General features: G+C 40.2%; 26 protein-coding genes. 3 read left to right on the top strand and 23 right to left on the bottom strand.

Annotation, left to right across the window (positions count from 1 at the left end):
- Positions 1-26: 26 nt before the first annotated feature.
- The 3 genes from MLE13_RS06935 to MLE13_RS06925 all read right to left on the bottom strand — a co-directional run bounded on the left by MLE13_RS06935 (position 27) and on the right by MLE13_RS06925 (position 2,593).
- Positions 27-1,673, bottom strand: coding sequence for an SLC13 family permease (locus MLE13_RS06935; protein ID WP_240748908.1), 1,647 nt, complete (start codon positions 1,671-1,673; stop codon positions 27-29).
- A 195-nt stretch (positions 1,674-1,868) separates the two neighbouring features.
- Entirely contained in the window at positions 1,869-2,057 is a 189-nt protein-coding gene (locus MLE13_RS06930) for a hypothetical protein (RefSeq protein WP_240748907.1), read from the bottom strand.
- 59 nt (positions 2,058-2,116) lie between these two features.
- Positions 2,117-2,593 carry a metal-dependent hydrolase gene (locus MLE13_RS06925; protein WP_240748905.1) on the bottom strand — a complete coding sequence of 159 codons (477 nt, stop codon included), beginning with the start codon at positions 2,591-2,593 and terminating at the stop codon, positions 2,117-2,119.
- Positions 2,594-2,756: 163 nt separating this feature from the next.
- Between MLE13_RS06925 and MLE13_RS06920 the strand changes: the two genes are divergently transcribed.
- From MLE13_RS06920 to MLE13_RS06910, 3 genes are all read left to right on the top strand, one after another.
- On the top strand, positions 2,757-3,386 hold the full coding sequence (locus MLE13_RS06920; protein WP_240748903.1) for an HD domain-containing protein: 630 nt from the start codon (positions 2,757-2,759) through the stop codon (positions 3,384-3,386).
- A gap of 87 nt (positions 3,387-3,473) precedes the next feature.
- Positions 3,474-4,781: a hemolysin family protein gene (locus MLE13_RS06915; protein WP_240748902.1), complete on the top strand. Its 1,308-nt coding sequence runs from the start codon at positions 3,474-3,476 to the stop codon at positions 4,779-4,781.
- A 146-nt stretch (positions 4,782-4,927) separates the two neighbouring features.
- Positions 4,928-5,824, top strand: a complete 897-nt coding sequence (locus MLE13_RS06910; protein ID WP_240748900.1) for a YihY/virulence factor BrkB family protein — start codon at positions 4,928-4,930, stop codon at positions 5,822-5,824.
- Positions 5,825-5,898: 74 nt separating this feature from the next.
- On the opposite strand, the gene MLE13_RS06905 is transcribed toward MLE13_RS06910, so the two are convergent.
- The 20 genes from MLE13_RS06905 to MLE13_RS06810 form a co-directional block, all read right to left on the bottom strand.
- On the bottom strand, positions 5,899-6,852 hold the full coding sequence (locus MLE13_RS06905) for a dipeptidase (RefSeq protein WP_240748898.1): 954 nt from the start codon (positions 6,850-6,852) through the stop codon (positions 5,899-5,901).
- Complete coding sequence (locus MLE13_RS06900; protein WP_240748896.1) at positions 6,853-7,575, bottom strand: gamma-glutamyl-gamma-aminobutyrate hydrolase family protein; 723 nt, start codon at positions 7,573-7,575, stop codon at positions 6,853-6,855. It abuts the gene before it with no gap.
- Positions 7,576-7,788: 213 nt separating this feature from the next.
- The gene (locus tag MLE13_RS06895; RefSeq protein ID WP_240748894.1) at positions 7,789-8,058 is read right to left on the bottom strand and encodes a hypothetical protein; all 270 of its coding nucleotides are present in this window, start codon (positions 8,056-8,058) and stop codon (positions 7,789-7,791) included.
- A gap of 172 nt (positions 8,059-8,230) precedes the next feature.
- Positions 8,231-9,154 (bottom strand): ribose ABC transporter substrate-binding protein RbsB, encoded by a 924-nt coding sequence (rbsB, locus tag MLE13_RS06890; RefSeq protein ID WP_240748892.1) that lies wholly within the window; start codon positions 9,152-9,154, stop codon positions 8,231-8,233.
- Between the two features lie 13 nt (positions 9,155-9,167).
- Positions 9,168-10,112: an ABC transporter permease subunit gene (locus tag MLE13_RS06885; protein ID WP_240748891.1), complete on the bottom strand. Its 945-nt coding sequence runs from the start codon at positions 10,110-10,112 to the stop codon at positions 9,168-9,170.
- Positions 10,093-11,595, bottom strand: a complete 1,503-nt coding sequence (locus MLE13_RS06880) for a sugar ABC transporter ATP-binding protein (protein WP_240748890.1) — start codon at positions 11,593-11,595, stop codon at positions 10,093-10,095. The genes MLE13_RS06885 and MLE13_RS06880 overlap by 20 nt, the downstream gene beginning before the upstream one ends.
- A gap of 17 nt (positions 11,596-11,612) precedes the next feature.
- Positions 11,613-11,999, bottom strand: coding sequence for a D-ribose pyranase (gene rbsD, locus MLE13_RS06875; RefSeq protein ID WP_240748888.1), 387 nt, complete (start codon positions 11,997-11,999; stop codon positions 11,613-11,615).
- Positions 11,996-12,877: a ribokinase gene (gene rbsK / locus MLE13_RS06870; protein ID WP_240748886.1), complete on the bottom strand. Its 882-nt coding sequence runs from the start codon at positions 12,875-12,877 to the stop codon at positions 11,996-11,998. The genes rbsD and rbsK overlap by 4 nt, the downstream gene beginning before the upstream one ends.
- Positions 12,874-13,857 (bottom strand): LacI family DNA-binding transcriptional regulator, encoded by a 984-nt coding sequence (locus tag MLE13_RS06865; protein WP_240748884.1) that lies wholly within the window; start codon positions 13,855-13,857, stop codon positions 12,874-12,876. The genes rbsK and MLE13_RS06865 overlap by 4 nt, the downstream gene beginning before the upstream one ends.
- 152 nt (positions 13,858-14,009) lie before the next feature.
- Positions 14,010-15,254, bottom strand: a complete 1,245-nt coding sequence (locus MLE13_RS06860; RefSeq protein ID WP_240748882.1) for a dicarboxylate/amino acid:cation symporter — start codon at positions 15,252-15,254, stop codon at positions 14,010-14,012.
- A gap of 165 nt (positions 15,255-15,419) precedes the next feature.
- Positions 15,420-15,785: a hypothetical protein gene (locus MLE13_RS06855; protein ID WP_240748880.1), complete on the bottom strand. Its 366-nt coding sequence runs from the start codon at positions 15,783-15,785 to the stop codon at positions 15,420-15,422.
- Positions 15,786-15,857: 72 nt separating this feature from the next.
- Positions 15,858-17,261, bottom strand: a complete 1,404-nt coding sequence (locus MLE13_RS06850) for an MBL fold metallo-hydrolase (RefSeq protein WP_240748879.1) — start codon at positions 17,259-17,261, stop codon at positions 15,858-15,860.
- 205 nt (positions 17,262-17,466) lie between these two features.
- Positions 17,467-18,276: an enoyl-CoA hydratase-related protein gene (locus MLE13_RS06845; protein WP_240748877.1), complete on the bottom strand. Its 810-nt coding sequence runs from the start codon at positions 18,274-18,276 to the stop codon at positions 17,467-17,469.
- Positions 18,260-19,162 (bottom strand): NAD(P)H-dependent flavin oxidoreductase, encoded by a 903-nt coding sequence (locus MLE13_RS06840; RefSeq protein WP_240748875.1) that lies wholly within the window; start codon positions 19,160-19,162, stop codon positions 18,260-18,262. Before MLE13_RS06840 ends, MLE13_RS06845 begins: the two co-directional genes overlap by 17 nt.
- On the bottom strand, positions 19,155-20,336 hold the full coding sequence (locus MLE13_RS06835; RefSeq protein WP_240748873.1) for an acetyl-CoA C-acetyltransferase: 1,182 nt from the start codon (positions 20,334-20,336) through the stop codon (positions 19,155-19,157). The genes MLE13_RS06840 and MLE13_RS06835 overlap by 8 nt, the downstream gene beginning before the upstream one ends.
- A gap of 90 nt (positions 20,337-20,426) precedes the next feature.
- A complete protein-coding gene (locus tag MLE13_RS06830) occupies positions 20,427-20,795 on the bottom strand; it encodes a MaoC/PaaZ C-terminal domain-containing protein (protein ID WP_240748871.1) in 369 nt (122 codons plus the stop codon).
- Positions 20,792-21,235 carry an FAS1-like dehydratase domain-containing protein gene (locus MLE13_RS06825; protein WP_240748869.1) on the bottom strand — a complete coding sequence of 148 codons (444 nt, stop codon included), beginning with the start codon at positions 21,233-21,235 and terminating at the stop codon, positions 20,792-20,794. Before MLE13_RS06825 ends, MLE13_RS06830 begins: the two co-directional genes overlap by 4 nt.
- Before the next feature lie 28 nt (positions 21,236-21,263).
- The gene (locus MLE13_RS06820) at positions 21,264-22,307 is read right to left on the bottom strand and encodes a phosphotransferase family protein (protein WP_240748867.1); all 1,044 of its coding nucleotides are present in this window, start codon (positions 22,305-22,307) and stop codon (positions 21,264-21,266) included.
- 19 nt (positions 22,308-22,326) lie between these two features.
- A complete protein-coding gene (locus tag MLE13_RS06815; protein ID WP_240748866.1) occupies positions 22,327-23,172 on the bottom strand; it encodes a 3-hydroxyacyl-CoA dehydrogenase NAD-binding domain-containing protein in 846 nt (281 codons plus the stop codon).
- 20 nt (positions 23,173-23,192) lie between these two features.
- The gene (locus MLE13_RS06810; protein WP_240748865.1) at positions 23,193-23,978 is read right to left on the bottom strand and encodes an enoyl-CoA hydratase/isomerase family protein; all 786 of its coding nucleotides are present in this window, start codon (positions 23,976-23,978) and stop codon (positions 23,193-23,195) included.
- Positions 23,979-23,980 lie beyond the last annotated feature (2 nt).

The raw sequence follows: 23,980 nt of genomic DNA, 5'->3' as shown, positions 1-23,980 counted from the left end.
GCCTGCTTTTTGCTGTCAATTAAATCTTATTTAAGAAAATCCGCTGGAATCGACATCAGATCTATCCCCCAAACAAGCGGTAAGAAGTAGAATACCGCAAGTCCGACAAAGAAAATACCAAAGATATTAAGCGCAAAGCCCGCTTTGGCCATATCTGAAATCTTCAAATATCCAGAGCCGAATACGACCGCATTTGGAGGTGTTGCAACTGGCAACATAAATGCACAAGATGCTGCAACGGCTGCCGTTACCATCAGTGCATAAGGATGAATGTTAAGAGCAACTGCAAGTGATGCCATAATCGGGAACATCATCGAAGCCGTAGCTGTGTTTGAAGTAATTTCGGTCAAGAACAACACGAGCGCAGCGACTACTAAAACAATGATCAGAACATTGACGCCTTGTAGCCCAATCAACTGATTGCCAATCCATTCAGACAACCCGGAGCTTGTAAATCCGGCAGCGATAGCCAGTCCCCCGCCAAACAGCAGTAAAATACCCCAAGGCAACTTGACAGCGGTTGCCCAGTCTAACAAGTGATCGCCCTTTTTATTTTTAGAAGGAATAATGAATAATACCATCGCAGCAATCAAACCGACCGTTGCATCAGTCATTTCTAGGTTTGGCGCAAAAGCATCCAAGACAAACGAGCGGCTGATCCAAGCAAGTGCTACTGCTAAGAAAACTACAAAGACTGCTTTTTCTTCATAAGAAGCTCCACCTAAGTCAGTTTTTTGCTGATGTATTACTTCGCTACCCCCTGGTAAATGCTTCAACTTTTGTGGATAAGCAACTTTTACTAGATAAACCCAAGCAACTAATATAAAAATCCATGCTAACGGTACACCAAACAACATCCACTGTGCAAAAGTGATTTCAATACCATAAATTTCATTGACTGCACCTGCAAGTAACGTATTCGGAGGTGTTCCGATCAATGTTGCAATTCCCCCAAGAGATGCAGAATATGCAATTCCTAGCATCAAAGCTTTGCCAAAGCTGAAATTCTCTTTTGAAGTATCGATTGAAGAATTATATTTTAAAGCTTCCGATACTTGATAAATAATGGCTAAGCCAATTGGTACCATCATCATTGCCGTAGCAGTATTGGAAATCCACATTGACAGAAATCCTGTCGCAACCATGAAACCAAGAATGATGCGTTCCGTGTTCGTTCCAATTACAGAAATAATAGTTAAGGCGATTCGCTTATGCAAATCCCATTTCTCCATTGTCAGGGCAATCATAAAACCACCCATAAACAAAAAGATTGTATCACTGCCATACGCTGAAGTTGTAGCGCTTACATCGAGCCCCTTAGTCATTGGAAAAAGAATGATTGGCAGGAGTGATGTTGCAGGAATTGGAATGGCTTCTGTAATCCACCAAGTCGCAATCCAAATTGTACTGGCCAGTATCGCTTTTGCTTCAGGCGGTAGTCCTTCAGGATTAAAGAAAAGTAAAGTTAAGATAAAAAGGAGCGGACCGAGAAACAGACCGATTAACTGCGGTGTATTGTAACTTCTATTTTTTTTACGCTCATCATAAGAACCGGCATCTTCGGCCCGGTCTCGATCATCAGGTATGCCAGCACCAGGATTGGTAAAAAGCCGGAATGCATCTTTTACCTGATCATGTTTTTCCCACATCCAATTCCATGTTGTAGAAATCATCTTATCCCTCCATTATCTTAAAAAACTAATTTTTCAGTATTAATCTTCATAATTGTATAGGTTTCGTCTCTTACTGACAAGATGAAAAACTAATTTTTATCTATTTCTACCAAAAAATTCCACTAGAAAAGGACGGAGACCCATATCTCTGCCCTTTACTCTTACTTTCTTTATCCCGTATGCTGCTCTAACCACTTACTCTTCTTTAGACTCTACAATTGGGTTGTTTTCATCACCAATCCCTTTATTGCTATGAGCTCCTTTTTCTCTCATCTTTTCCCCGCGGTCCTTCGCTTGCTGGTCGATGCTTTTAAATTCTTCGTCTTGTCGCTGGCTTTGGCTACTTTTTGGGTTCGCATGTTCTGAAAAATCATTTTTAGCCATAAAACTTCCTCCTTCAAGTATTTATATTTTCATTTCCCTTAAGAAAGAAAATAAAACACTTATAACGGAAGAAAAATCCCGTAGCCAAAGTACACAGTCAGAAGTGAAAGAAGTGCGAAAACCAAATATTCGGAAGTGCCTCCAGTGGTCGCAGTTACAGGAAAGCGAACGCTCCACTTGAATGGAAAGAACAATTTAACACCTCTTTTGGTTGCCATATCCAATACAATATGACTGGCCATCCCTATTAACAAGCCTGCTGATATGACTTCTACTGTCATAAAACTTTTCAGTATAAAAGCAGTCAATGCTAGAAACAGCAAACTATGCGTAAACGTTCGATGTCCAAAGAGACCATTAATTATTTTTGATAATGCCGGCAAAGTTCTCCCGATTTTACTGCCGCTATGGCAAATATCAGGAATCACCGCACCAACTACCCCTGCTCCTACTAAAAGAATGGGATCATAATTCGTAACTTGTGCAAAAGCAAGACTTGCTGCTATACCGCCAATAATATGTGTTTTACCTGTCATGCTTTATCTCCTTTGTCGTACTTGATTCGAGCTCATTTTTATTATACTAAAAATCGTGTATGCTGAAGATAGGGAAATTGGCAGTGTATATAGAATTCTATTAAGCAATGGGTTCTATTTTACAGTGAATATTCCACAAAGAAATGTAAAAGGAGGCGTCATTATGGGAATTCATCGTTTTTTCACTTCATTAAACGATTTAGAACGAATTATCCGGGCACCTGGAATGTTCAAATTTGAAGAACATAATGTTGCAGCCCATTCGTGGAAAGTAAGTCAGTACGCAATGTTCTTTGCAACAATTGAAGAACGTGCTGGCCGAGAAATCGATTGGAAATCTTTATATGAAAAAACCATAAATCACGATTTTGCAGAAGTGTTTATCGGCGATATCAAAACACCGGTCAAATATGCTTCTCCTGAACTAAAAGAAATGATCGCAAAAGTGGAAGAAGGTATGATGGAAAAATTTATCCTTCGAGAAATCCCTGAAGAATTTCACGACGTTTTTTTTGAGCGCATGAAAGAAGGAAAAGATGACTCTGTAGAAGGTCGTTTACTAGAACTAGCGGATAAGCTAGACCAATTTTATGAAGCTTTTGCAGAGTTGAAACGAGGCAATACGGATAAAGAATTTGTCGTTATGTACCGAATTGCTTTAACTAAATTGCTTGGTCTTCCTTTGCCTGCAAGTGTCGAGTATTTTAAAAACATTATGCTTGATGATGTCATTAATGAAGACACTGCCATCGATGTAAAAGAGCTTACACGTAAGATCATGGCCGAGCATTGAGCTTCACTCTATATTTCGAGGTAAAATTATGGTAAATTTAACATCAACAACTACTTTCGGAGGTGAATCCCTTAACAAGGGAATTTATTGGACCCCATACTTATATTGAATTTAGCTTTGCTCGTCTTATTAATCGCGTTAACGGCTGTTTTCGTCGGCTCGGAATTTGCCGTCGTAAAAGTCCGGATGTCGCGCATTGACCAATTAATCGATGAAGGAAATAAAAGAGCTGTACTGGTTAAAAAAATTACCAGTGACCTGGATTATTATCTATCGGCCTGCCAGCTCGGTATTACGGTTACTGCTCTCGGCTTAGGATGGTTAGGAAAACCGACAGTTGAACGTCTTTTTTATCCTTTGTTTGAAATGCTCGATGTTCCTTCTTCCGCCTCCACCGTCATTTCATTTGTTTTAGCTTTCTCATTAGTGACTTTCCTACACGTTGTCATTGGGGAAATGGCACCAAAATCATTGGCATTACAATTTACTGAACGGATGATTCTCTTTCTGTCTCCTTTTTTGTATTGGTTTGGCAAAATTATGTATCCGTTTATTTTCATATTAAATGGCTCTGCTCGTGTTCTTTTGCGGATTTTCGGAATTGAACCTGCGAAAGAAGACCAAGCCCATTCAGAAGAAGAACTAAAAATCATTATGGCACAAAGCTTCCAAAGCGGAGAAATCAATCAGACCGAGTTGTCTTACATGCAGAACATTTTTGCTTTTGATGAACGCAGTGCAAAAGATGTCATGATTCCACGAACTCAAATGATTGCCTTTGCCGATGATTTATCGAATGAAGAACTTCTTTCTGAAATCCGTGACCATCGTTTTACGCGTTATCCTATTGCAAGAGATGGCGATAAAGATGACCTTATTGGATTTATCAATGCGAAAGAAGTATTGACGCATTATGCTATTAATGGCCAATTTGATATGTTAGAACTTGTGCATTCCTTGCCTTATTTCCATGAAACGACTCCACTTCAAAATGCTCTAGTGAGAATGCAGAAAGATCGTACGCATATCGCGCTAGTGATCGATGAATACGGTGGAACTTCAGGTTTGATTACAATGGAGGATATACTAGAAGAAATTGTTGGAGAAATTCGTGATGAATTTGATGAAGATGAAGATGAAGAAATTATTAAGGAAAGTGACACGCGCTATCTTCTAAATGGTCGCGTCCTTTTAAAAGATCTGGAAGAACGTTTCGGTTTTAACTTTGAAGACAGCGAAGACATTGATACGATTGCTGGTTGGATCCAACATCAGCTTATTGAAGCGGAAACGGGTGACCTTTTTGTAAAAGAAGGATGCCAATGGTCGATCGTTGAAATGGAAAATCACCATATCTTAAAAGTCGCTTTTGACATAATACCAAAAACACCTTAAAAGAATGTCCGTTCAGCGGACATTCTTTTTCTTTACCTAAAATCACTTATTTACCTTATTCCAATTTTCCTTCTTATTTCAGGATTAAACCACGCTATAACAGGGCATACACAAATAGACAAATTAATTTTTATGGAGGTTATCATATGAGTAAAGCAATGGGATTTGTCAAAGAACTTGGCAATGAATTCAAAAAAGACAATGCAACAACCCTTGCTGCAGCACAAGCTTATTATTATTTATTAGCTATCGTTCCTTTATTGATTTTGCTACTATCTATTTTGCCCTATCTTCAAATTGACCCAGCTAAAGCAATCGACTTTATCCGCAGTATTCTCCCAGGAGAAGTAGCTAATACATTCCAAGACACCATTGTGAGTGTGGTCACTACCCCATCAGGCGGTTTGTTGACATTTGGTATTCTCGGTACACTTTGGTCTGCATCTAATGCCTTAACCGCATTTATCAACGCTACCAACCAAGCTTACGGTATTGAAGAAACGCGTTCTTTTATTAAATTAAAAGCAACCGCAATTGGCTTAACACTAGGTATGCTTGTAGCTGTTATTATCGCACTTGTTTTACCAATATTCGGTGGGACGATTATCGACATTATTAAATCGACTTTAAATCTTCCAGAGCAAACTGAAATCATTTTCCAAATTTTACGTTGGGTCATTTCTGTTGCAGTGATGAGTATCGTTCTTGCCCTTATGTACAAGTTCGCTCCCAATAAGCATTTCCCGTTTAAAGAAGTACTTATCGGCGCAGTAATCGCGACAGTCTTATGGCAAGCTGTATCATTTGGCTTCTCAATTTACGTTTCTAACTTTGGCAGCTATTCTGCTACGTACGGTAGTTTAGGTGGCCTTATCGTATTGATGTTGTGGTTCTTCTTAACAGGTTTAATCTTGGTAATTGGCGCAGAAATAAACGCAATTTTAGACAGACGCAGAACTGCGAAAAAGAATGCATCTTCTGATGCGCTCGCAAATAGCGATATTAAAGGAAAAAATACAGAATCCTCTATGAATAAGTATTAAGCAAAAGACCCTCCATCATGTTGATGAAGGGTCTTTCTTAGTCTTACTATTGATTGTGAGGTAACGATTGATATTCACATTCCCGGCCGATGCTCCAAAAAGTTACGATATGCAAAGCCTTCTACTTCTGCTTCTGAATAATGTTTCTGCAATTCATTGATCAAATTTGGAAATTCCGATGCATTGTTGAGATCTGTAATATATGAAGAAATCCCGTCAAAATCTGAGCCAATACCAATATTGTTCACTCCACCCAGTGCACAGAAATGATCGATATGACGGACCAAGTCCGGTATTGTCGCTTGTTCACTATCCTTGTTAATAAAGTCTGGACAAAACACAACATCTATCATTCCATTTTTTTCGAACATTGCTGTTATTTGTTGATCATTAAGGTTGCGTGGATGATCACAAAGCATACGTGCGTTGGAATGACTAGCAATCGGGTATTTCGCTAGCTCCATCACATCCCAAAATCCATTTAACGACAAATGAGAAACGTCTGTGAAGACATGATGTTCGTTGTTAAGGCGCACTACTTCTTTTCCGAGCACTGTTAACCCAGCACCTCTTGGATCTCCAACACCATCTGCGCAAAGGTTGGCATTATTCCATGTCAATCCGATTGACAACACCCCTAGGCGATAAAGCTGACGCAACTTTACTAAGTCATTGCCAAACGCATCCGCGCCTTCTAGCGTTAAAACTGCACCAATTTCATTAGGCTTTAGTGAATCAATATCTTTCCAGTTTTTAATATGTTTCATTAAAGGGTTTTTCCCAATTATTTCACTGTAGAACAAGTCTATTTGCTCAAGAGCATGTTGCCATTTTTCATCAGACGGAAACTCTGGATGAATAAAAACCGCGAAAAATTGTACTTTTACGCCACCAGCTTGTAGACGTTCAAAGTTGGTATCCAATTCTTTTGACTGCTGAAAATTTAATAACTCTCCATGAAATAATGCATTGCGCTTTGCCATCTGTAGCTTTAGCAGCGCGTCACAATGTGTGTCAAAAATCTTCATCTACTCATCTCCCTCTTCTTTGCACGCCTCCACAAAACCGGAAAAAATTTGGACCGATGCTGAATCGGAGACTCTTGCCATATTTTCGGGATGCCATTGCACACCTAATACAAAATGATGGTGCATGCTCTCCACTGCTTCTACAATCCCATCACTCGCTTTACCACTAATGACAAACGGGGCAGGTACTAATCGATTGGCTTGGTGGTGACGGCTATTTACTTTGATGCGCGTTTTCCCAGTCAATCGGTTTAGTAGTGAACCTTCTGTTACATCAACAAAATGCGAACCGTGGAATTTTGGTGCTTTTTGTTGATGTTGTAACAAATCACCTTTTACTTGCGTCGTGATATCTTGATACATATCGCCACCCACAGCAATATTCAAAATCTGTGCTCCCCGACAAACACCTAAAATGGGTTTGTTCATAGCCAGTACTTTTTTAGCTAAAGCCAATTCAAATGCATCACGCGACGGAATAATCACTCCTAGGCTTGGATGTGGCTCTTCACCAAATAAAGTTGGATCGATATCATAGCCTCCTGCTAAAAATAGTCCATCAATATGTTCAGCAATTTCATCTAAATCAGCTTCTTCAACTAAATGAGGAAGCATGACCGGCAAACCTCCTGCTGCGAGTATCGCTTCAGTATCGGCAAGTTCAATGCCATAGTCGTCGCGCCCCAATTCTAGAGACACGGTGACACCAATAATTGGTTTCATCTATGTATACCTCCTGATTTTAAAAACTGAATATATTAAACATACAGACTTTTAGGGTAGAATACTAGCAAATACAAGAATTTTGTCCATTAGGCTTTTTGTTAGCAACTTTATTTCAACAGTTTTAAGACCGTTGAAATAAAACAGCAGCACTCTAAGAGTGCTGCTGTTTTTAGTACATATACACTTAAAACTGAATTCATTATCACAAACTTATCCGCTCATTTGCTGTTTTGTTGTATAAATTAACCGTTCTCCTACAAAAATACGGCATTCTATTTTACAAAAATAAGAGCCAATCGATACTTTAATCTCTTCATATTCACCGTCTTTGTTTCTCACTTTTCCAAACAACCGCGAAGTCAAATGCAAACCTACTTGTTCGTCTTGTAAAACGCCGTCCACAAACAACTTTTCATTGGTCCATGTATTAACAACACGAATTGTGTGATCACCGTACTTTATCACCCAAATATCCTTCATCATACTGGCCCCCTACTCCAAGTTTTGACCATAGTATAACAGATATTCATTAACCAAGTACTCATTCGAAACGTAACGAACACCTTTTCAGTTCCATATTCTTTCAAAGAAAAAAACTGTAGGTTCACTCAAACAATTCGAGTGAATCTACAGTTTAGGGTATTTAAAACTATTATTTGATCAATTCCAATTCGACCGGAATAGATGCTTCAACTTCTTCGCCATCAAGTGATTGAACAGCTGTTTCTACAGCCATTTCACCAATCATTGCCGGTTTTTGTGCGACTGTACCATCAAGACGACCATCTTCTACCGCTTTAACTGCATCGTCTGTTGCGTCAAATCCAACTACAGCAATATCTTTTCCTGAAGCTTCAATCGCTTCAAGAGCGCCTAACGCCATTTCATCGTTATGAGCAAATACTCCCGTAATGTCAGGGTTTGCTTGAAGAAGATTTTCCATAACCGATAAGCCTTCTGCACGGTTGAAGTTTGCTGTTTGTTTCGCAACAACATCCAACGTGCCACCAGCTACATTATTAAAGCCTTCTCCACGTTCGCGCGCTGCTGAAGATCCCGGAACGCCTTCAAGTTCTGCAACTTTAGCGCCATCGCCAACAATAGAAATTAAGTGTTCTGCTGCCATTTCACCACCTGCGATATTATCCGATGCAATATGGGAAACTACTTCGCCACCTGCAGCACTACGGTCAACCGTAATAACTGGAATGTTTGCTGCGTTTGCAGATTCTACTGCAGCTGCAACTGCTTCAGAATCAACTGGGTTAATCAGAATCAAATCTACACCTTGCTGGATTAAATCTTCTACATCACTTGCTTGTTTAGAAGCATTGTCTTGTGCATCTACAACCGTTAATGTTGCTCCTAATTCTTTTGCTTTCGCTTCAGCGCCTTCATTCAATGTAACGAAAAACGGATTATTCAAAGTCGAGATTGAAAAGCCAATTGTGTAATCGCCGTTTGCTTCGCCGCCGTCGCCACTTTCCTCTTCAGAACTTGATCCTGGAGCATCCATTGAACAAGCTGCCAAAATCATCATTACCACTAACATGAACCCCAATTGCAATTTTTTCATTTTCCTGCACCCCTTATGTTGTTTTTTTACGGTCCAGAAGAACCGCTAATAATATGACTGCACCCTTCACCACTTGCTGGAAGAAGGAAGTAACCCCAATTAAGTTTAATCCATTATTCAGTACCCCGATAATTAAGGCACCAATCAATGTGCCTACAATCCATCCACGACCACCTGTCAAACTTGTACCGCCAAGTACAACTGCAGCGATTGCATCAAGCTCAAACATTTCTCCAGCAGTTGGTTGTGCTGAATTCAAACGCGATGTCAAAATCAATGAAGCTACTGCTGCCAATAACCCGAGCAACGAGTAAACATAAATTTTGATACGATCTGCATTAATCCCTGACAAGATTGACGCTTCTTCATTGCCACCTACTGCATATACACGACGGCCAAAAGTCGTCTTTTTCAAAATGAAGTACAAAATTGCGAAACTAATAATCATTGTGACAACGGGAATCGGAATTCCAAGAAAATAACCTTTGCCAAGCATTTGGAAAGTTAAGCTATCGCCTAATCCTGAAATAGGTCGTCCATCCGTATAAACGAGTGTCAGTCCACGGTAAATGGTCATTGTCGCTAATGTCGCGATAAATGGTGCCACTTTTCCTTTTGCGATAATAATCCCGTTAATCGCTCCGAGAACTGCTCCAAGCAATAGTCCAAGTAGCATAGCAAAAATTGGGTCTACGCCACTGGCCATTAGCCCTGCCGTTACAGCACCTGTTAACGCTAAAGTTGAACCTACTGATAAATCAATACCACCTGTCAAAATGACGAAAGTCATTCCGAAAGCAATCAACGCATTAATGGATACTTGCCGAAGTACATTCATTAAATTGGAGACAGATATGAAATCTGGATTTAAAATCGTGATAATTGACATAATAAGAAATAAACCGATAAATGGTGCTATTTTTTGAAGTACGGATTGATTACTGGTCTTCAACTGCAAGTTTTCCACCTCCTGTAGCAAAATGCATAATTCGTTCTTGTGTCATTTCATGTTTTGGTATGTCTGCTGTTATTTTCCCTTCGTGCATCACTAAAACTCGATCCGCCATGCCAAGAACTTCTGGCAGCTCCGATGAAATCATTAAGATGGCTACGCCTCTTTCAGCTAGTTCATTAATAATCGAATAAATTTCTTTTTTTGCTCCAACATCGACACCGCGTGTAGGCTCATCTAAAATGAGCAATTTTGGTTCAATGCCTAGCCATTTCGCGATAACCACTTTTTGCTGATTCCCACCACTCAAAGATTTCGCTGCTTGATCAGGTCCTGATGTGCGAATTCCGAGACGTTGCACCATCGTGTCGTAAAGTTTTCGTTCTTTATCTTTAGAAATTAGTCCATTTTTTGATATGGCTGCATAATTCGTCATGCTGACGTTTTCTTCTACTGAAAAGTCGACAACGAGCCCTTCTGATTTGCGGTCTTCTGTTACATAACCTATTCCCATCTCTTTTGCTTTTTTCGGCGTATCGATATTGACTTTTTTGCCATCAAATTCAATGGTTCCACTATCAAGTTTTTTATACCCAAAAAGTGATTGTGCTACTTCCGTGCGACCTGCTCCCATTAGCCCCGCAATTGACAACACTTCACCTTTTCGAAGTTCAAATGAAACTCCTTCAAAACACCCTGTTCGATTTAAGTCCTTAACTGCGAGTTTAATGTCACCAATTGTTGAATTACGTTCAGGATAGCGTTCACCAAGTTCACGACCAACCATCATTTGAACCACTTCATCAAAAGAAGTTTCGCTGATTTTCCGTTCACCTACAAATTCGCCATCACGCAAAATTGTGATGCGATCACATAATGAGAAAATTTCTTCCATCCTGTGTGAAATGTAGATAAAGGAAACTCCACGTTTTTGAAGTGCACGTATGGTCTTAAACAAATTATCAATTTCACGATCTGTCAGCGCGGCAGTGGGTTCATCCATAATAATGACTTCTGCGTCCACCGATAATGCTTTAGCAATTTCGACAATTTGTTGTTTACCGACTGACAATGAACTAGCGGGATCTGTTGGATTAATATCCAATCCCAAATCGAGTAGGATTTGACGCGTCTTTTTTTCCATTTGCTTATTTTTCAGTATGCCTGTCCGACCGAATGTTTCTTCACGACCAAGAAACAGATTGTCTGAAATCGATAGATGAGGCAGGATGTTCAACTCCTGATGAATGACCGCAATGCCTGCTTTTTCCGCTTGTTTTGGAGAAGTGAAATTGACTTTTTTACCTTTTACTTCGATGGTGCCTGAATCTCGTGTGTAAATGCCCGACATGACTTTCATCAATGTCGACTTACCTGCGCCATTTTCACCCATCAAGGCATGAATTTCGCCTTTTTCCAAAGTGAAATGGACATTTTTCAAGACTTTATTGCCACTGAACGATTTGGAGATATCCGCCATTTTAATCATTAAACTCACCTCCCTTTTTAAAAAATAACGCCAGAACGAAGAACAATATTAGCGTATGGTGTCGCTTCTCCTGTACGGATGATTAATTTCGCTTGTTTGCTTAAATCTTTTAGTTCTTCGTGGGCAATAAATTCAGCTTTTATTTTGTTCATTACTTCTTGCTCTAAATGAGGATTATGACCGGTTATTTCCTTGGCAATAAACGCCGTTTCTGCCTCAAAGTCAGCAAGGACTGCATCTAATATCGTTAAAAAAGCAGGTTCTCCTACTTTATAGGATAAGTCGACGCAAGGGACACCTGTTGGAATTGGCAAACCACAGTCAGCTATAACGAGTAAATCTGTGTGGCCAAATTGCGCCAAAGCTGACGCAATGTCACGATTGATCATGCCATGCTTTTTCATATACGGTCACCTGCCATTCTCTCTAAAACAGTTGATCGCTTCGGCATACCACCTTGTGCGCCAAACTTCTCAACAGATAATGATGCAGCAGCATTCGCAAAACGTACAGCCCATTCAAATTCTTTTCCTTCTACTAAAGCTGTCGCTAATGCTCCGTTAAATGTATCTCCTGCTCCAGTTGTATCCACTGCTTTAGCAGGAAAACCTGCAACTAGAACATGCTTTTCTCCATCATGAAACTGTGCACCTTTTTGACCAAGAGTTACGACAAGTCGATTTGGATACTTTTCTAAAGCTTTTTCCCAACTCTTGCCGAATATTTCTTCTGCTTCCGTCTCATTAGGAGTTAAGTATGTACAAAAAGGTAGCATCTCAGTAGTGAATCCACTTGCGGGTGCTGGATTTAAAATGCTTGGTACTCCGTTTTGATAACAAATTTCTAAAGTCCGTTGTACTACTGAAATCGGCATTTCTAATTGCATGACGACTAGCTTACTTGCTACTAGTTGATCAGCTAACGCATCTATTTCTTCCGTCGTCACATTATGGTTTGCTCCCGGGACTACAATAATTCGATTATCACCTTCCGATAAAAGAATGTTCGCAATTCCACTTGTACCATCTGTTCTCTTGACTTGTTCAATTAAAACGCCTTCATTTTTTAAGCCTGCTAAAAGCTCTGTCCCAAATGCATCTCGTCCAACTGCTCCAACCATTTGAACAGTGCTTCCTAATCTTGCCGCTGCAACAGCTTGGTTAGCTCCTTTACCGCCTGGAACTGTTGTATACAGGTTACCTAAAGTCGTTTCACCTTGTTTTGGGAAGTTATCGGTCTTAACGACTAAATCCATGTTGATACTGCCAACTACTGTAATCATTCCCTCACGCTCCTTGTTGTTCCACGAACAATTAATTTCACTGGAACTTCGTAAAAGTTTTGCTCAATTGGTTTATTTTCGATGCGCTTGATCAATACACGCGTCGCAATTGCGCCCATTTTGTAAACATCTTGTGCAACAGTGGTCAATCCAGGAGATAACATCTCACCCATTGCTACACCATCAAAACCAATAATCTGCAATTCATTTGGTACATGCGTTCCGACTAAACTTGCCGCTTTTAATGCACCGGCTGCCGACACGTCACTGCTAGCAAAAATCCCATCGATTTTCGGGTTTTCTTTTAATACTTGCTCTACAATTTTTTGCGACTCGGCAAAATGAAATGGACAAGTTACGACTTGGTATTTCGCATTTGATTGTTGAATTGCTTCCATAAATCCTTCATAACGATCATTCGCTGGATTCAGTTCTGCTGGACCTCTTAGAAAAAGAATGTGTTGGCATCCTCTTTCTAGTAATGCATTCGTCCCCATGATGGCTCCTTCTTTATTATTAGAAGAAACAGTCGGGATCTTTTCATTGATGGCTCGGTCAAGTGCCACTATCGGCACATTGGCATTGGCATAATGGGGGGCATCTAATTGATTGGACGTGACGATAAATCCGGCAATGTATTTTTTCTTTAAAGTTTCAATATAATTTTTCTCTTTTTCTGGATTTTCATCTGAGTTACATAAAACAACAGTATAGCCATATGTTAAAGCAACATCTTCAACTGCTCGCGCGAGTTCCGGAAAAAAAGGATTGGTGATATCAGGTAGGATTAAGCCAATTAAATTGGATTTTTTCGTATTCAACGAACGCGCAATAGGATTCAACTCATATTTCAGTTCTTCTACTGCAGCAGTTACTGCTTTTGCCGCTTCTGCACTAACGTATCCGCTGTCATTTAAGAACCTAGAAACTGTAGCTACTGAAACCCCTGCTTTTTTTGCTACATCCTTGATAGTGGTCATGCAAAACGACTCCGTTTCTGTCTCGGTGTGTAACCGGTTACACACAATATATAATGAGCTCTATTTCTTGTCAATGTGAAGATTTCCCATTTAACAGAAATCTTCTTCATGAACAAGAAAAAATCCTCGCAACTCTGCGAGGATTTTTTTGATTATGCATTCATGTTTTTTATTCGTAAGTCTCTATTTTTTTCAGTCTCTGCTACAAAAACTGCGCATGCAGCATCTCCTGATATATTGATAGCTGTTCGAGTCATATCTAACAAACGGTCAATCCCGATGACAAGACCAATTCCAGCTGGCGGAAGACCTACGCTGCTTAATACCATAGCAAGCATAATCAGTCCCACGCCTGGAACACCTGCTGTACCAATACTCGCTAGAACAGCTGTCAGAACAACTGTTATAAGATCCATCGTTGACAGCTCGACGCCATATGCCTGGGCAATAAACATGGTAGCAACACCTTGCATAATTGCTGTTCCATCCATGTTAATAGTAGCTCCAAGTGGTTGAACAAATGAGCTGACCGACTTTGGTACACCTAATTTGTCTTGTGCCACTTCCATCGAAATCGGCAACGTTGCCGTACTACTCGATGTACTAAAGCCCACACTCATAGCGGGAGCAAAGTTTTTGAAAAACCATACGGGACTTTTCTTAGCTAAAAACTTGATCGTTCCTCCGTATGTGATCACCGCATGGATTAAAAGAGCTGCTACAATGACCAACATATACGAGCCCATCGCTTTCATTGCTGATAGCCCTTGAGATCCTACAGCTGTTGCTATTAAACCAAACGTACCATAAGGAGCGAACTTCATAACAACGCCCACTAAATACATCATGACATCGTTAGCTTGTTCAAATAAATGAACAAGTCCTTTGGTTTTTTCACCTAGCGCTGTTAATGCTAATCCAATAAAAACAGCAAAGAAAATAATCTGTAGCATATTGCCTGCGCTTAAAGCCGCAATTGGGTTTTTCGGAATCATATTTAATAAGGTATCGCCTACAGAAGGTGCTGTTTCCGCTTCAAATTCTGCACCTGATAAGTCAAAATCGCCTGCGAGTCCAGGCTGTATAACAGCTGCTAATGACAACCCAATTACTATAGCAATAGTAGTTGTTAGTAAAAAATAACTTACGGTTTTAATACCAATTCGTCCTAATTTCGCAGGATCACCAAGCCCTGCAGTTCCAAGAATAATTGAAAAGAAAACCAGTGGTACAACGAGCATATTTATCAAACTCAAAAATAATTGGCCTAGTGGCACAAATAAATATGTATTTAATTCATTAAACCATTCAGGTAGAAATAGGTTTATCAGCAAACCTACAATTGCTCCGAGGACAAGTCCAGATAATACTTTTACAGTTAATCCAGGTTTTTTCATTCATTTCCCTCTTTCATTTCTAGACGTAAAACTATTTTATAGGAAAGCAGTCCATTTTTACAACTTTTAATTAATTGTCAGAATTAATGGTTTTCGGAAGTTTAAATATTATTTTAACATACAAAAAACCTGTGTAAATGAAGGTACATTTACACAGGTTTCAATTTAACAACATGCCGTTTGCATCTTGCTTTTCCCCATTAAACTATAGCTCGCAACTTTGAATCCTTTTTGATGTAGCAGTCGCGTTGCTAAATTTTTTTCAACTTGATTTTCTGCAATTAAGTGAATTGGTTTTTTCGGTATTTCTTTATAGCCTCTAGTAAAATAAGAGAGTGGTAAATTAAAGGCATCAGAAACTAGTTCTTTGTCAGAGACATTATAAGCTCGGACATCGAGTAGCGCATATGAGTCACTATCAATCTCATTAACCTGTGCCTGTTTTATGCCAGGGACTGGAATATGTCTTTTATAAACGCTGTAGACTGCCATAGAAACTGGCAGTCCAATCAGCATTGTGCTTGTTATCATTTCATTTCTCCTTTTATACCATAAGTTAAACTTATCGCATTACGTAATTGATCAATCATTTAGAAGGCTTAGTTAAACCGATAATACTTCTTGCCATTTCGCATAGCCGCCTGAAAGGTTGACCAAATCATCAAAACCGTTCGCTTTAAGAAGGCTTGTTGCAATAGCTGAACGCGCTCCAGACTGACATTGAACAATAAGTGTTTTATCTGTTGGAACTTCATCTAATCGTTTTTTTAATGTACCGATCATAATGTGATTGGCTTGGTCAATATGACCTTCATCGTACTCAGATTGATTTCGAACATCAAGCACATTGGCTCTTCCGTCTTTAATCATTTTCTTCGCTTCTTCAGGAGACACGCTCTTATATGATTCTAGTTCTCCTGCTTCTTCAATTAGCTTCGAAACATCTCCGTAGCTAATTTCTCCGTCAATACCGACAGAGCGCAATACTTCAACTACTTGATCTAAAGACTCTGGGTTCAGTAGCAAGTATAACGGTTTTTTGTAATCTACAATCCATCCAGCCCAGTTGGCAAATGATTTATTAAATGGAATGTTAATCGTTCCGGGAATATATCCATTGCCGAATGAAGCAGAAGCACGTAAATCAACAACTTGCTCTCCATCCGCAATTAGTTTCTTCAACTCATCTGCAGATGTAATCACTTGTGGTTTTGGTAAATCTTTCATTAACTCTACACCTGTTTTATTCACTGATTTCATCACAGCGAAGTAAGACGGTGGTTCAGGTTGACCATCCAATAATTCTTTTTGGAATGCTTCAAGTTCATCGTATTGCAATGCCCAGTTAAACATTTTCTCATAACCTACAGTAGTAGAAGGTACGGCGCCAAGCGCTTTACCACATGCACTTCCTGCACCATGAGCTGGCCATACTTGAAGATAATCTGGTAGTTTTTTAAAGCGCTCAAGTGATTCGAACATATCTTTAGCGCCTGCTTTAGAAGTTCCTTCGACACCTGCAGCTTTTTCAAGTAAATCTGGTCGACCAACGTCTCCTACAAATACAAAGTCTCCAGTGAAAATACCCATTGCTTTATCTGCTGAACCACCGCGGTCCGTTAATAGGAATGAAATACTTTCTGGTGTATGACCTGGTGTGTGCATCACTTCAAAAATCAGATTCCCGATTTTAAACTGATCGCCACCTTTTACTAATTGGTGATTTAAATGATCGATATTTTGATATTTCCAATCTGCATCACCTTCATCAGATAGATATAGTTTTGCGCCAAAACGATTTTCAAGTTCGCGTGAACCTGAGACAAAGTCAGCGTGAATATGCGTTTCAAGAGCTCCGACAATATTCAAGTTTTCTTTTGCTGCAAGTTCTTCGTAAGCAGTGATATCACGCATCGGGTCTACAACTATTGCTTCTCCCGTTGCTTGGCAACCTACTACATATGAAGCGTGCGCTAAATTTTCGTCATAGAAATATCTTAATAACATATCATCAATTCCCTTCAATAATTTAATTACCCTCAATATACCACCGGGGGTATACAATGTAAAATGTTCTGCTTATGGTAAAACTTTAATAACTTATTTGAAATGATAAACGAGCTTCTTCTTCTTGTTTAGACAAAAAAGAGAGAGACTAAACGTTTTGGCGTAACGTTTAGTCTCTCTGATCAATTCTTTTAACTTCTTCACTTCATTTTAAAAAATTGGGTAATTCACTAGCTTTCATCGGAAAATCAGCTTGCCTTTTATCAACAAATGACTGAATACCTTCAGTAGCATCTGCATTTTGTCCAGCCCAATGGAGAAATTTAGATTCCACTAGATGCGACGCAGATGGATGGTCTTGCCCCATCATCTTCCAGAGTAATTGGCGTGTAAAACTATTTGAAGTTGCGGCAGTGTTCTCTACAATGTCCTGAGCAATTTCATAGGCTTTTGCAAGTGGATCTTCCGATTCATATTGCATCAATCCAGCTTTCACGGCTTCAGTAGTTGGTATGAAGCGACCAGTCAATGTCCACTCAAGGGCTTTGCCGATACCTACAATTTTCGGCAAAAACCATCCCGATGCTGCTTCTGGACCGATGCCCCGGCGACCAAACACAAAACCGATTTTCGTATCTTTTTTAACAATCCGAATATCCATCGGCAATGTCATTGTCATGCCGATCCCAACAGCCGGTCCGTTAATCGCTGCAATGATCGGCTTATTGACTTCATATACTTGAAGGCTGACTTGACCACCAAGGTCTCGGTAGTCTTCTGAAGATTGCTCTGATGAAAAAGTAGAACCTCCTTCAGACAAGTCCATTCCTGCGCAAAAAGCTCGTCCGCTACCGGTTACGATAATAACACGCACGTCATCATTTCCATTGACGTTTTTATAAAAGTGCAAAAGCTCTTCGCTCATTTTTTCCGTATAGGCGTTCATATAGTCTGGACGATTTAACGTCAAAGTCATAATCCCATCTTGAAGTTCCGTTTTAATCGTTTCGTACAAGCATAGCCACTCCTTCCTCATATTCAGTTAGCAGTTGGTCGACTATTTCTTTTGTAGTCTGCCGTTTTGTAATGGTTGTCACACCTTGACCTGCAGACCAAATGTCTCGCCAAGCTTTTGCATTAACCAAATGAGACAAATCAACTTCTTCTTTCGGTTTTAACGTTTTCGGATCGATCCCTTGTTTCACTAAACTGGGGATTAATATGTTTGCCGGCACTCCACTAAACGAATTGGTATAAAGAATGTCTTCAACTGAAGAATCGATGACCATTTGTTTGTATTCTTCCGGTGTATTACTTTCTTCCGTCGCTAAAAAACGCGTGCCCATATAGGCATAATCCGCCCCCATTAACTTAGCTGCAGCGACGTCAGCTCCAGTAGACAGTGACCCGGCTAAAATAATGGTGCCACTGTAAAACTCTTTAACTGCCGCAATAAAAGCAAATGGGTTAATCGTACCTCCATGGCCACCTGCTCCAGCGCAAACAAGAATTAGTCCATCTACTCCGGCGGATGCTGCTTTTTTAGCATGCTTTACATTAGCCACATCCGAATAAACTAATCCTCCATAAGTATGAACAACTTCAATAACATCTGCCGGGGAACCAAGTGACGTAATAACAATTGGCGGCTCATATTGACGGATCAATTCAAAATCCTCTTCATAACGCTTATTCGAACCCCGGTGAGATATAAAGTTTACTGCCCAAGGCTTTTCGCCAAGCGCTTCTTTTATGTCCTTTAACCAAGAAGCGCAAGTTTCTACCGGTCGCGCATTAAGTAAAGGTAAGCTTCCAATTACACCTGCATTTGACGCTTCGATCACCATGTCAGGAGTCGATACTAAAAACATTGGTGCCACAATAACCGGAAGTTTAAGCACTTTCAATCACCACCGCAATCCCTTGACCTCCCCCAATGCATAAACTCGCTACTCCGTATTTTCCGCCACGATGTTTCAACTCATACGCAAGTGACAATAATATACGTGCACCACTTGCTCCAACTGGATGTCCTAATGCAATTGCACCGCCGTTGACATTGACTTTTTCTCGGTCTAACCCAAGTTCTTTTTCCACTGCCAAATATTGTGCCGCGAATGCTTCGTTCACTTCAAATAAATCAATATCGTCAACAGTCAATTCAGCACGTTCTAACGCTTGTTTAATAGCTGGCACTGGTCCAATGCCCATAATAGTCGGATCTACTCCTACTACTCCCCAAGAGACAATACGCGCCATCGGCTTTAAGCTATGCTTGTTTACAGCAGCTTCGCTCGCTACGACGAGTGAAGCTGCACCGTCATTGATACCTGAAGCGTTTCCGGCCGTCACCGTACCTTCTTTTTTGAATGAAGGACGGAGTTTTGCTAAAGCTTCTTCATTTGCGTCTGGTTTAATATGTTCATCTTTATCTACTATTAAAACACCTTTACGCGTTTTCACATCGACAGCTACAATCTCTTCTGCAAATCTTCCAGATTCGACTGCTTTTGCCGCTCGCTGATTTGATTGTACAGAGAAAGCATCTTGTTCTTCACGCGAGATATTATATTGCTCTGCCAATTTTTCGGCAGTCATTCCCATGCCGCTCCCTGTATATTGATCCGTCAATGTGGCAGATAGCATATCTTCAAATTGTAAATTGCCCATTTTCGATTTACTAAAGCGTTGATCAAAACTAGCATATGGAGACATCGACATGTTCTCTGCCCCTCCTGCCAACACCAAATCCGCCTCTCCTAATAATATGTGCTGCGCGGCTGTAACGACCGCTTGAGCACCCGATCCACATAAACGATTTAACGTGAGCGCTGGAACTTCTTTTGGCACACCTGCTTTTAACCCAATATGTCGGGCAACATAAGCGCCATTCACGCTAGATTGAATAACATTCCCATAAAAAATATGATTAATATCTTCTGCTTTGACATTTGAACGATTTAACGCCTCAACTGCCGTGGCCGCTCCAAGTTCAGTCGCATCCGTATTGACGAATGCTCCTCCAAATCCGCCAAAAGCAGTTCTTGCTCCATCTATTAAGTAGATATTGTTCATATTCCAACTTCCTTTCTTTGTCACCTTATAAATAATTGATGTATGTAGGCGATTAAATGGCTTTTAATTTCACTATTTATTCAGTGCCAATTACAGATTTTTTTTTTGCAAAACAAAAGTTCCTACTAGTTTCGGATGTCCTTCACGATCTTCAACCAAAATTTCTCCCTCGTTTCCAGCAAGTAAGTTTCCGGTTATAACCAACACTGTCTCCGTATGAGTGACGGCCTGAAAACGAACGCTAAATGACTTAAGTTGTCGATTTGGAAACCATTCTTCTATAGCTGCAGCTGCCCATCCCATAACAAACATGCCATGCACGATTATTCCGGTAAGTCCCTGGTCTTGTGCAACTGCCGGAACAGTGTGGATTTCGTTGAAATCGCCCGAAGCCCCTGAATATTTCACAAGATCAATTGGTGCAATGGGGTTTTTAATGATTGTCGGGAGTTCAATCATGAGTTCACCTCCAGCATTTCAATGATTGTAGCCCGGCCGATTGCTACGGTCTCATTCCATTGGTTTTTATAAACCGTTTCCAAGAGAAAAAAGTTTTTCCCTTTTTTGCAAAATTGATCTTTAAGTCTCACTTGCGCCGAAATGGTATCTCCGACCATCATTGCTTTATAATATTCATACGCTTGCTCGCCATGAAGAACATTATTCGGATTCAGTTTCAGAAAATCTGAAAATAGTTGATAAAAGCTCCGATCATTCCAAAAATCAATGACAGTGGTAAAAGTCGGAGGTGCAGGAATCCCGCGATAGCCAGCTGACTTAGCTACCTCTTCGTCAAGGTATACTGGATTGTTTAGTTGTAAGGCTTTTGCAAATTCCTTTATTTTTCCTGACTCGATTAAAAACGGTGCATAATTGAAAATGATTGGTTGTTCACTCATCATTCCACCTTCTTCTCAGGAGTTCCTATCAAATCAATCGACCACTTCTAGTCTGATTCGCCATATCGATTAAATTTGAAACAGCTTTATTTAAATCACTAAATCGATCGTCATCGATTTCTCCAATTTTCCACCGATAATGGATTTGCTGTAAAATGACAGCCAGCTTATAGAAACCGAAGGCCACGTAGTATGCAACACCAGACACATCACGACCACTTTGTTTTGCGTACTCTTCAATAAATTCTTTTCTATTGAAAAAGCCTGGCTGATTCGTAACGACATTAATACCCATGGCGGGATCGCCTGGTCCAGCCCAGTAGGCAACTGTCGAGCCTAAGTCGCTCAATGGATCTCCAATAGTTGACAGCTCCCAATCCAAAATGCCTACAGCTTTGCTTGGGTCATTTTGGTCAAGTACCATATTGTTCAGCTTAAAATCATTGTGAACAATTGTCGTTTCCGGATTAATTGGAATATGAGCCTCCAACCACTGTTCGAGTTCATCTAGACTAGCGATCTCTTCAGTTTTAGATTGACTATACCGTTTTATCCAGCCTTTTACTTGACGCTCCATGAATCCTTCAGCCTTCCCCATGTTAGCCATACCAGCCTTCTGATAATCAATGGACTGTAGTTGAACTAAAGTGCTGATAACATTTTTTGATATTGCTTCTCCGACTTGCTCAGAGCTACCATAAGATTCAGGAAGTTTATCATCGATTACCACACCTTGTTTTTTCTCCATAATATAAAAATGCTTGTCCATTAGCTCGGAATCTTCACAATAAATATATGGCTTCGGAGCTAGTGGGAAAACAGGATTCACTTTTTCCAACATACGGTATTCTCTTTCCATATCATGTGCTCTAGGTGGCACCTCACCAAAAGGCGGTCGTCTCAGGACACCTTCCCAGTTCCCCATTTGCACCAAATACGTAAGGTTCGAATAGCCTTCTGAAAATTGTTGAACGATCATTTTTTCTTCTGGAAGACCTGGAATCGACTTACGTAAATATCCTTCGACTTTGTCCCAGTTGATTTGTTGGACTGTCTTGTCTATTGCACTCATTTTATCTACTCCTTGATTGTCAGTCATATGTAAAAAAACCTTGTCCGGACTTCCTTCCGAGACGGCCAGCCCGCACGTATTTTTTTAATAAAGGCGCAGGGCGATACTTAGAATCATTGGTTTCGTTGTATAAAGTTTCCGCTACAAAAAGCATTGTGTCCAAGCCTATCAAGTCAGTTAATGCAAGAGGTCCAATTGGATGACTTGCGCCTAACATCATGCCTCTGTCAATATCTTCTGCCGATGCAATGCCTTCAGACAAAACAAAAATTGCTTCATTAATCATCGGAGTCAAAATTCGATTGACTGCAAATAGCGGAGCCTCTTTAACTGAAATAGCTACCTTATTGAAACGCTCAGCAACTTGATGTGCAAGCTCAAATGTTTCGTCAGTTGTTTGTTCACCCCTGATAATTTCAACCAACTGCATGACAGGAACTGGATTAAAGAAATGCATGCCAATCACTTTACCGCTTCGCTTTACAGAGCTAGCCATTTCGGTAATACTCAATCCCGATGTATTAGAAGCAAAGATAGTAGAAGGTTTACAAATATTGTCGAGTTCGGCTAATAGACTTTTTTTAGGTTCAATTTGTTCAATGATTGCTTCAATCACCAAATCGACATCCTTTAAGTCATTGATATTTCTTGTTGGAGTAATTCGTCTTCTGATTTCATCACTTTGACTTTGGTCGATTTTCGTTTTCTCGACATTTCTGGCTAAGGTCTTTTCAATTCTTGATACTCCACGTTCTAGTCCAACCGCGTCGACATCGTACAAAAATACATCAAAATCACTTTCAGCAGCTACTTGAGCAATGCCATTCCCCATAATTCCTGCGCCGACAATTGCTATACTTTTCATCAACCCATCTCCTTTAGGCTTTATTTCCCTTGAAAATCAGCTGTTCTTTTCTCTCTAAATGCTTTTACACCTTCCTGCATATCCTGCGTTCCGATTAACTCTGAGAACAATTGCGTCTCCAACGCTTGCCCCACAACTAAACTTAGTTCTAAGCCTTCATCAATAGCTCTTTTAGCATTTGCCACAGCTAGTGGTGCTTTTGAAGCTATCGATCTCGCCAGCTTCATTGCACTGTCAAAAGCTTGTCCGGTTGGAACTAGTTTTTCTGCCAGGCGCGCTTCATAAGCCTGTCTCCCTGACAACGATTCCCCTGATAAAATCAGCTCTTTCGCTTTTCCAGGACCAACTAATCGTGCCAATCTTTGTGTGCCACCGTAACCAGGTATTATACCTAATCCAGTTTCAGGGAGCCCTAACTTCGCAGTTTCTTCGATAATACGAATATCACAAGCAAGTACCAATTCTAAACCTGCACCAAGGGCCAATCCATGAACCGCACAAATAACCGGTTTTCCATTCTCTAGCTTGTCAAAAATCTTTTTGCCTTTCTCTACAAGTGCTATACCGCTTTCTTGCGTTAATTTTGGAAATTGACGGATATCCGCACCTGCAGCAAAGGCCTTTTCTCCGACTGCTCGTAGTACAGCAACCCGAATATCTGGTTGTTGATTAAAATCACTGATAGCTTCAGCTAATTGATTCAACAGCTCATCTGTTAAAACGTTTAAAGGTGGATTATTCAAGGTTACTACCGCCACGTCACCCTGCCTTTCCAACTCAATTACGGTCCAATTTTCTTTCTGCAATG

The organism is Planococcus halocryophilus, assembly GCF_022489025.1.
GTDB classification, from domain to species: domain Bacteria; phylum Bacillota; class Bacilli; order Bacillales_A; family Planococcaceae; genus Planococcus; species Planococcus halocryophilus_A.
Note: the sequence above shows the minus strand (reverse complement) of the source record. Positions and strands in the feature narration are given on the sequence as shown.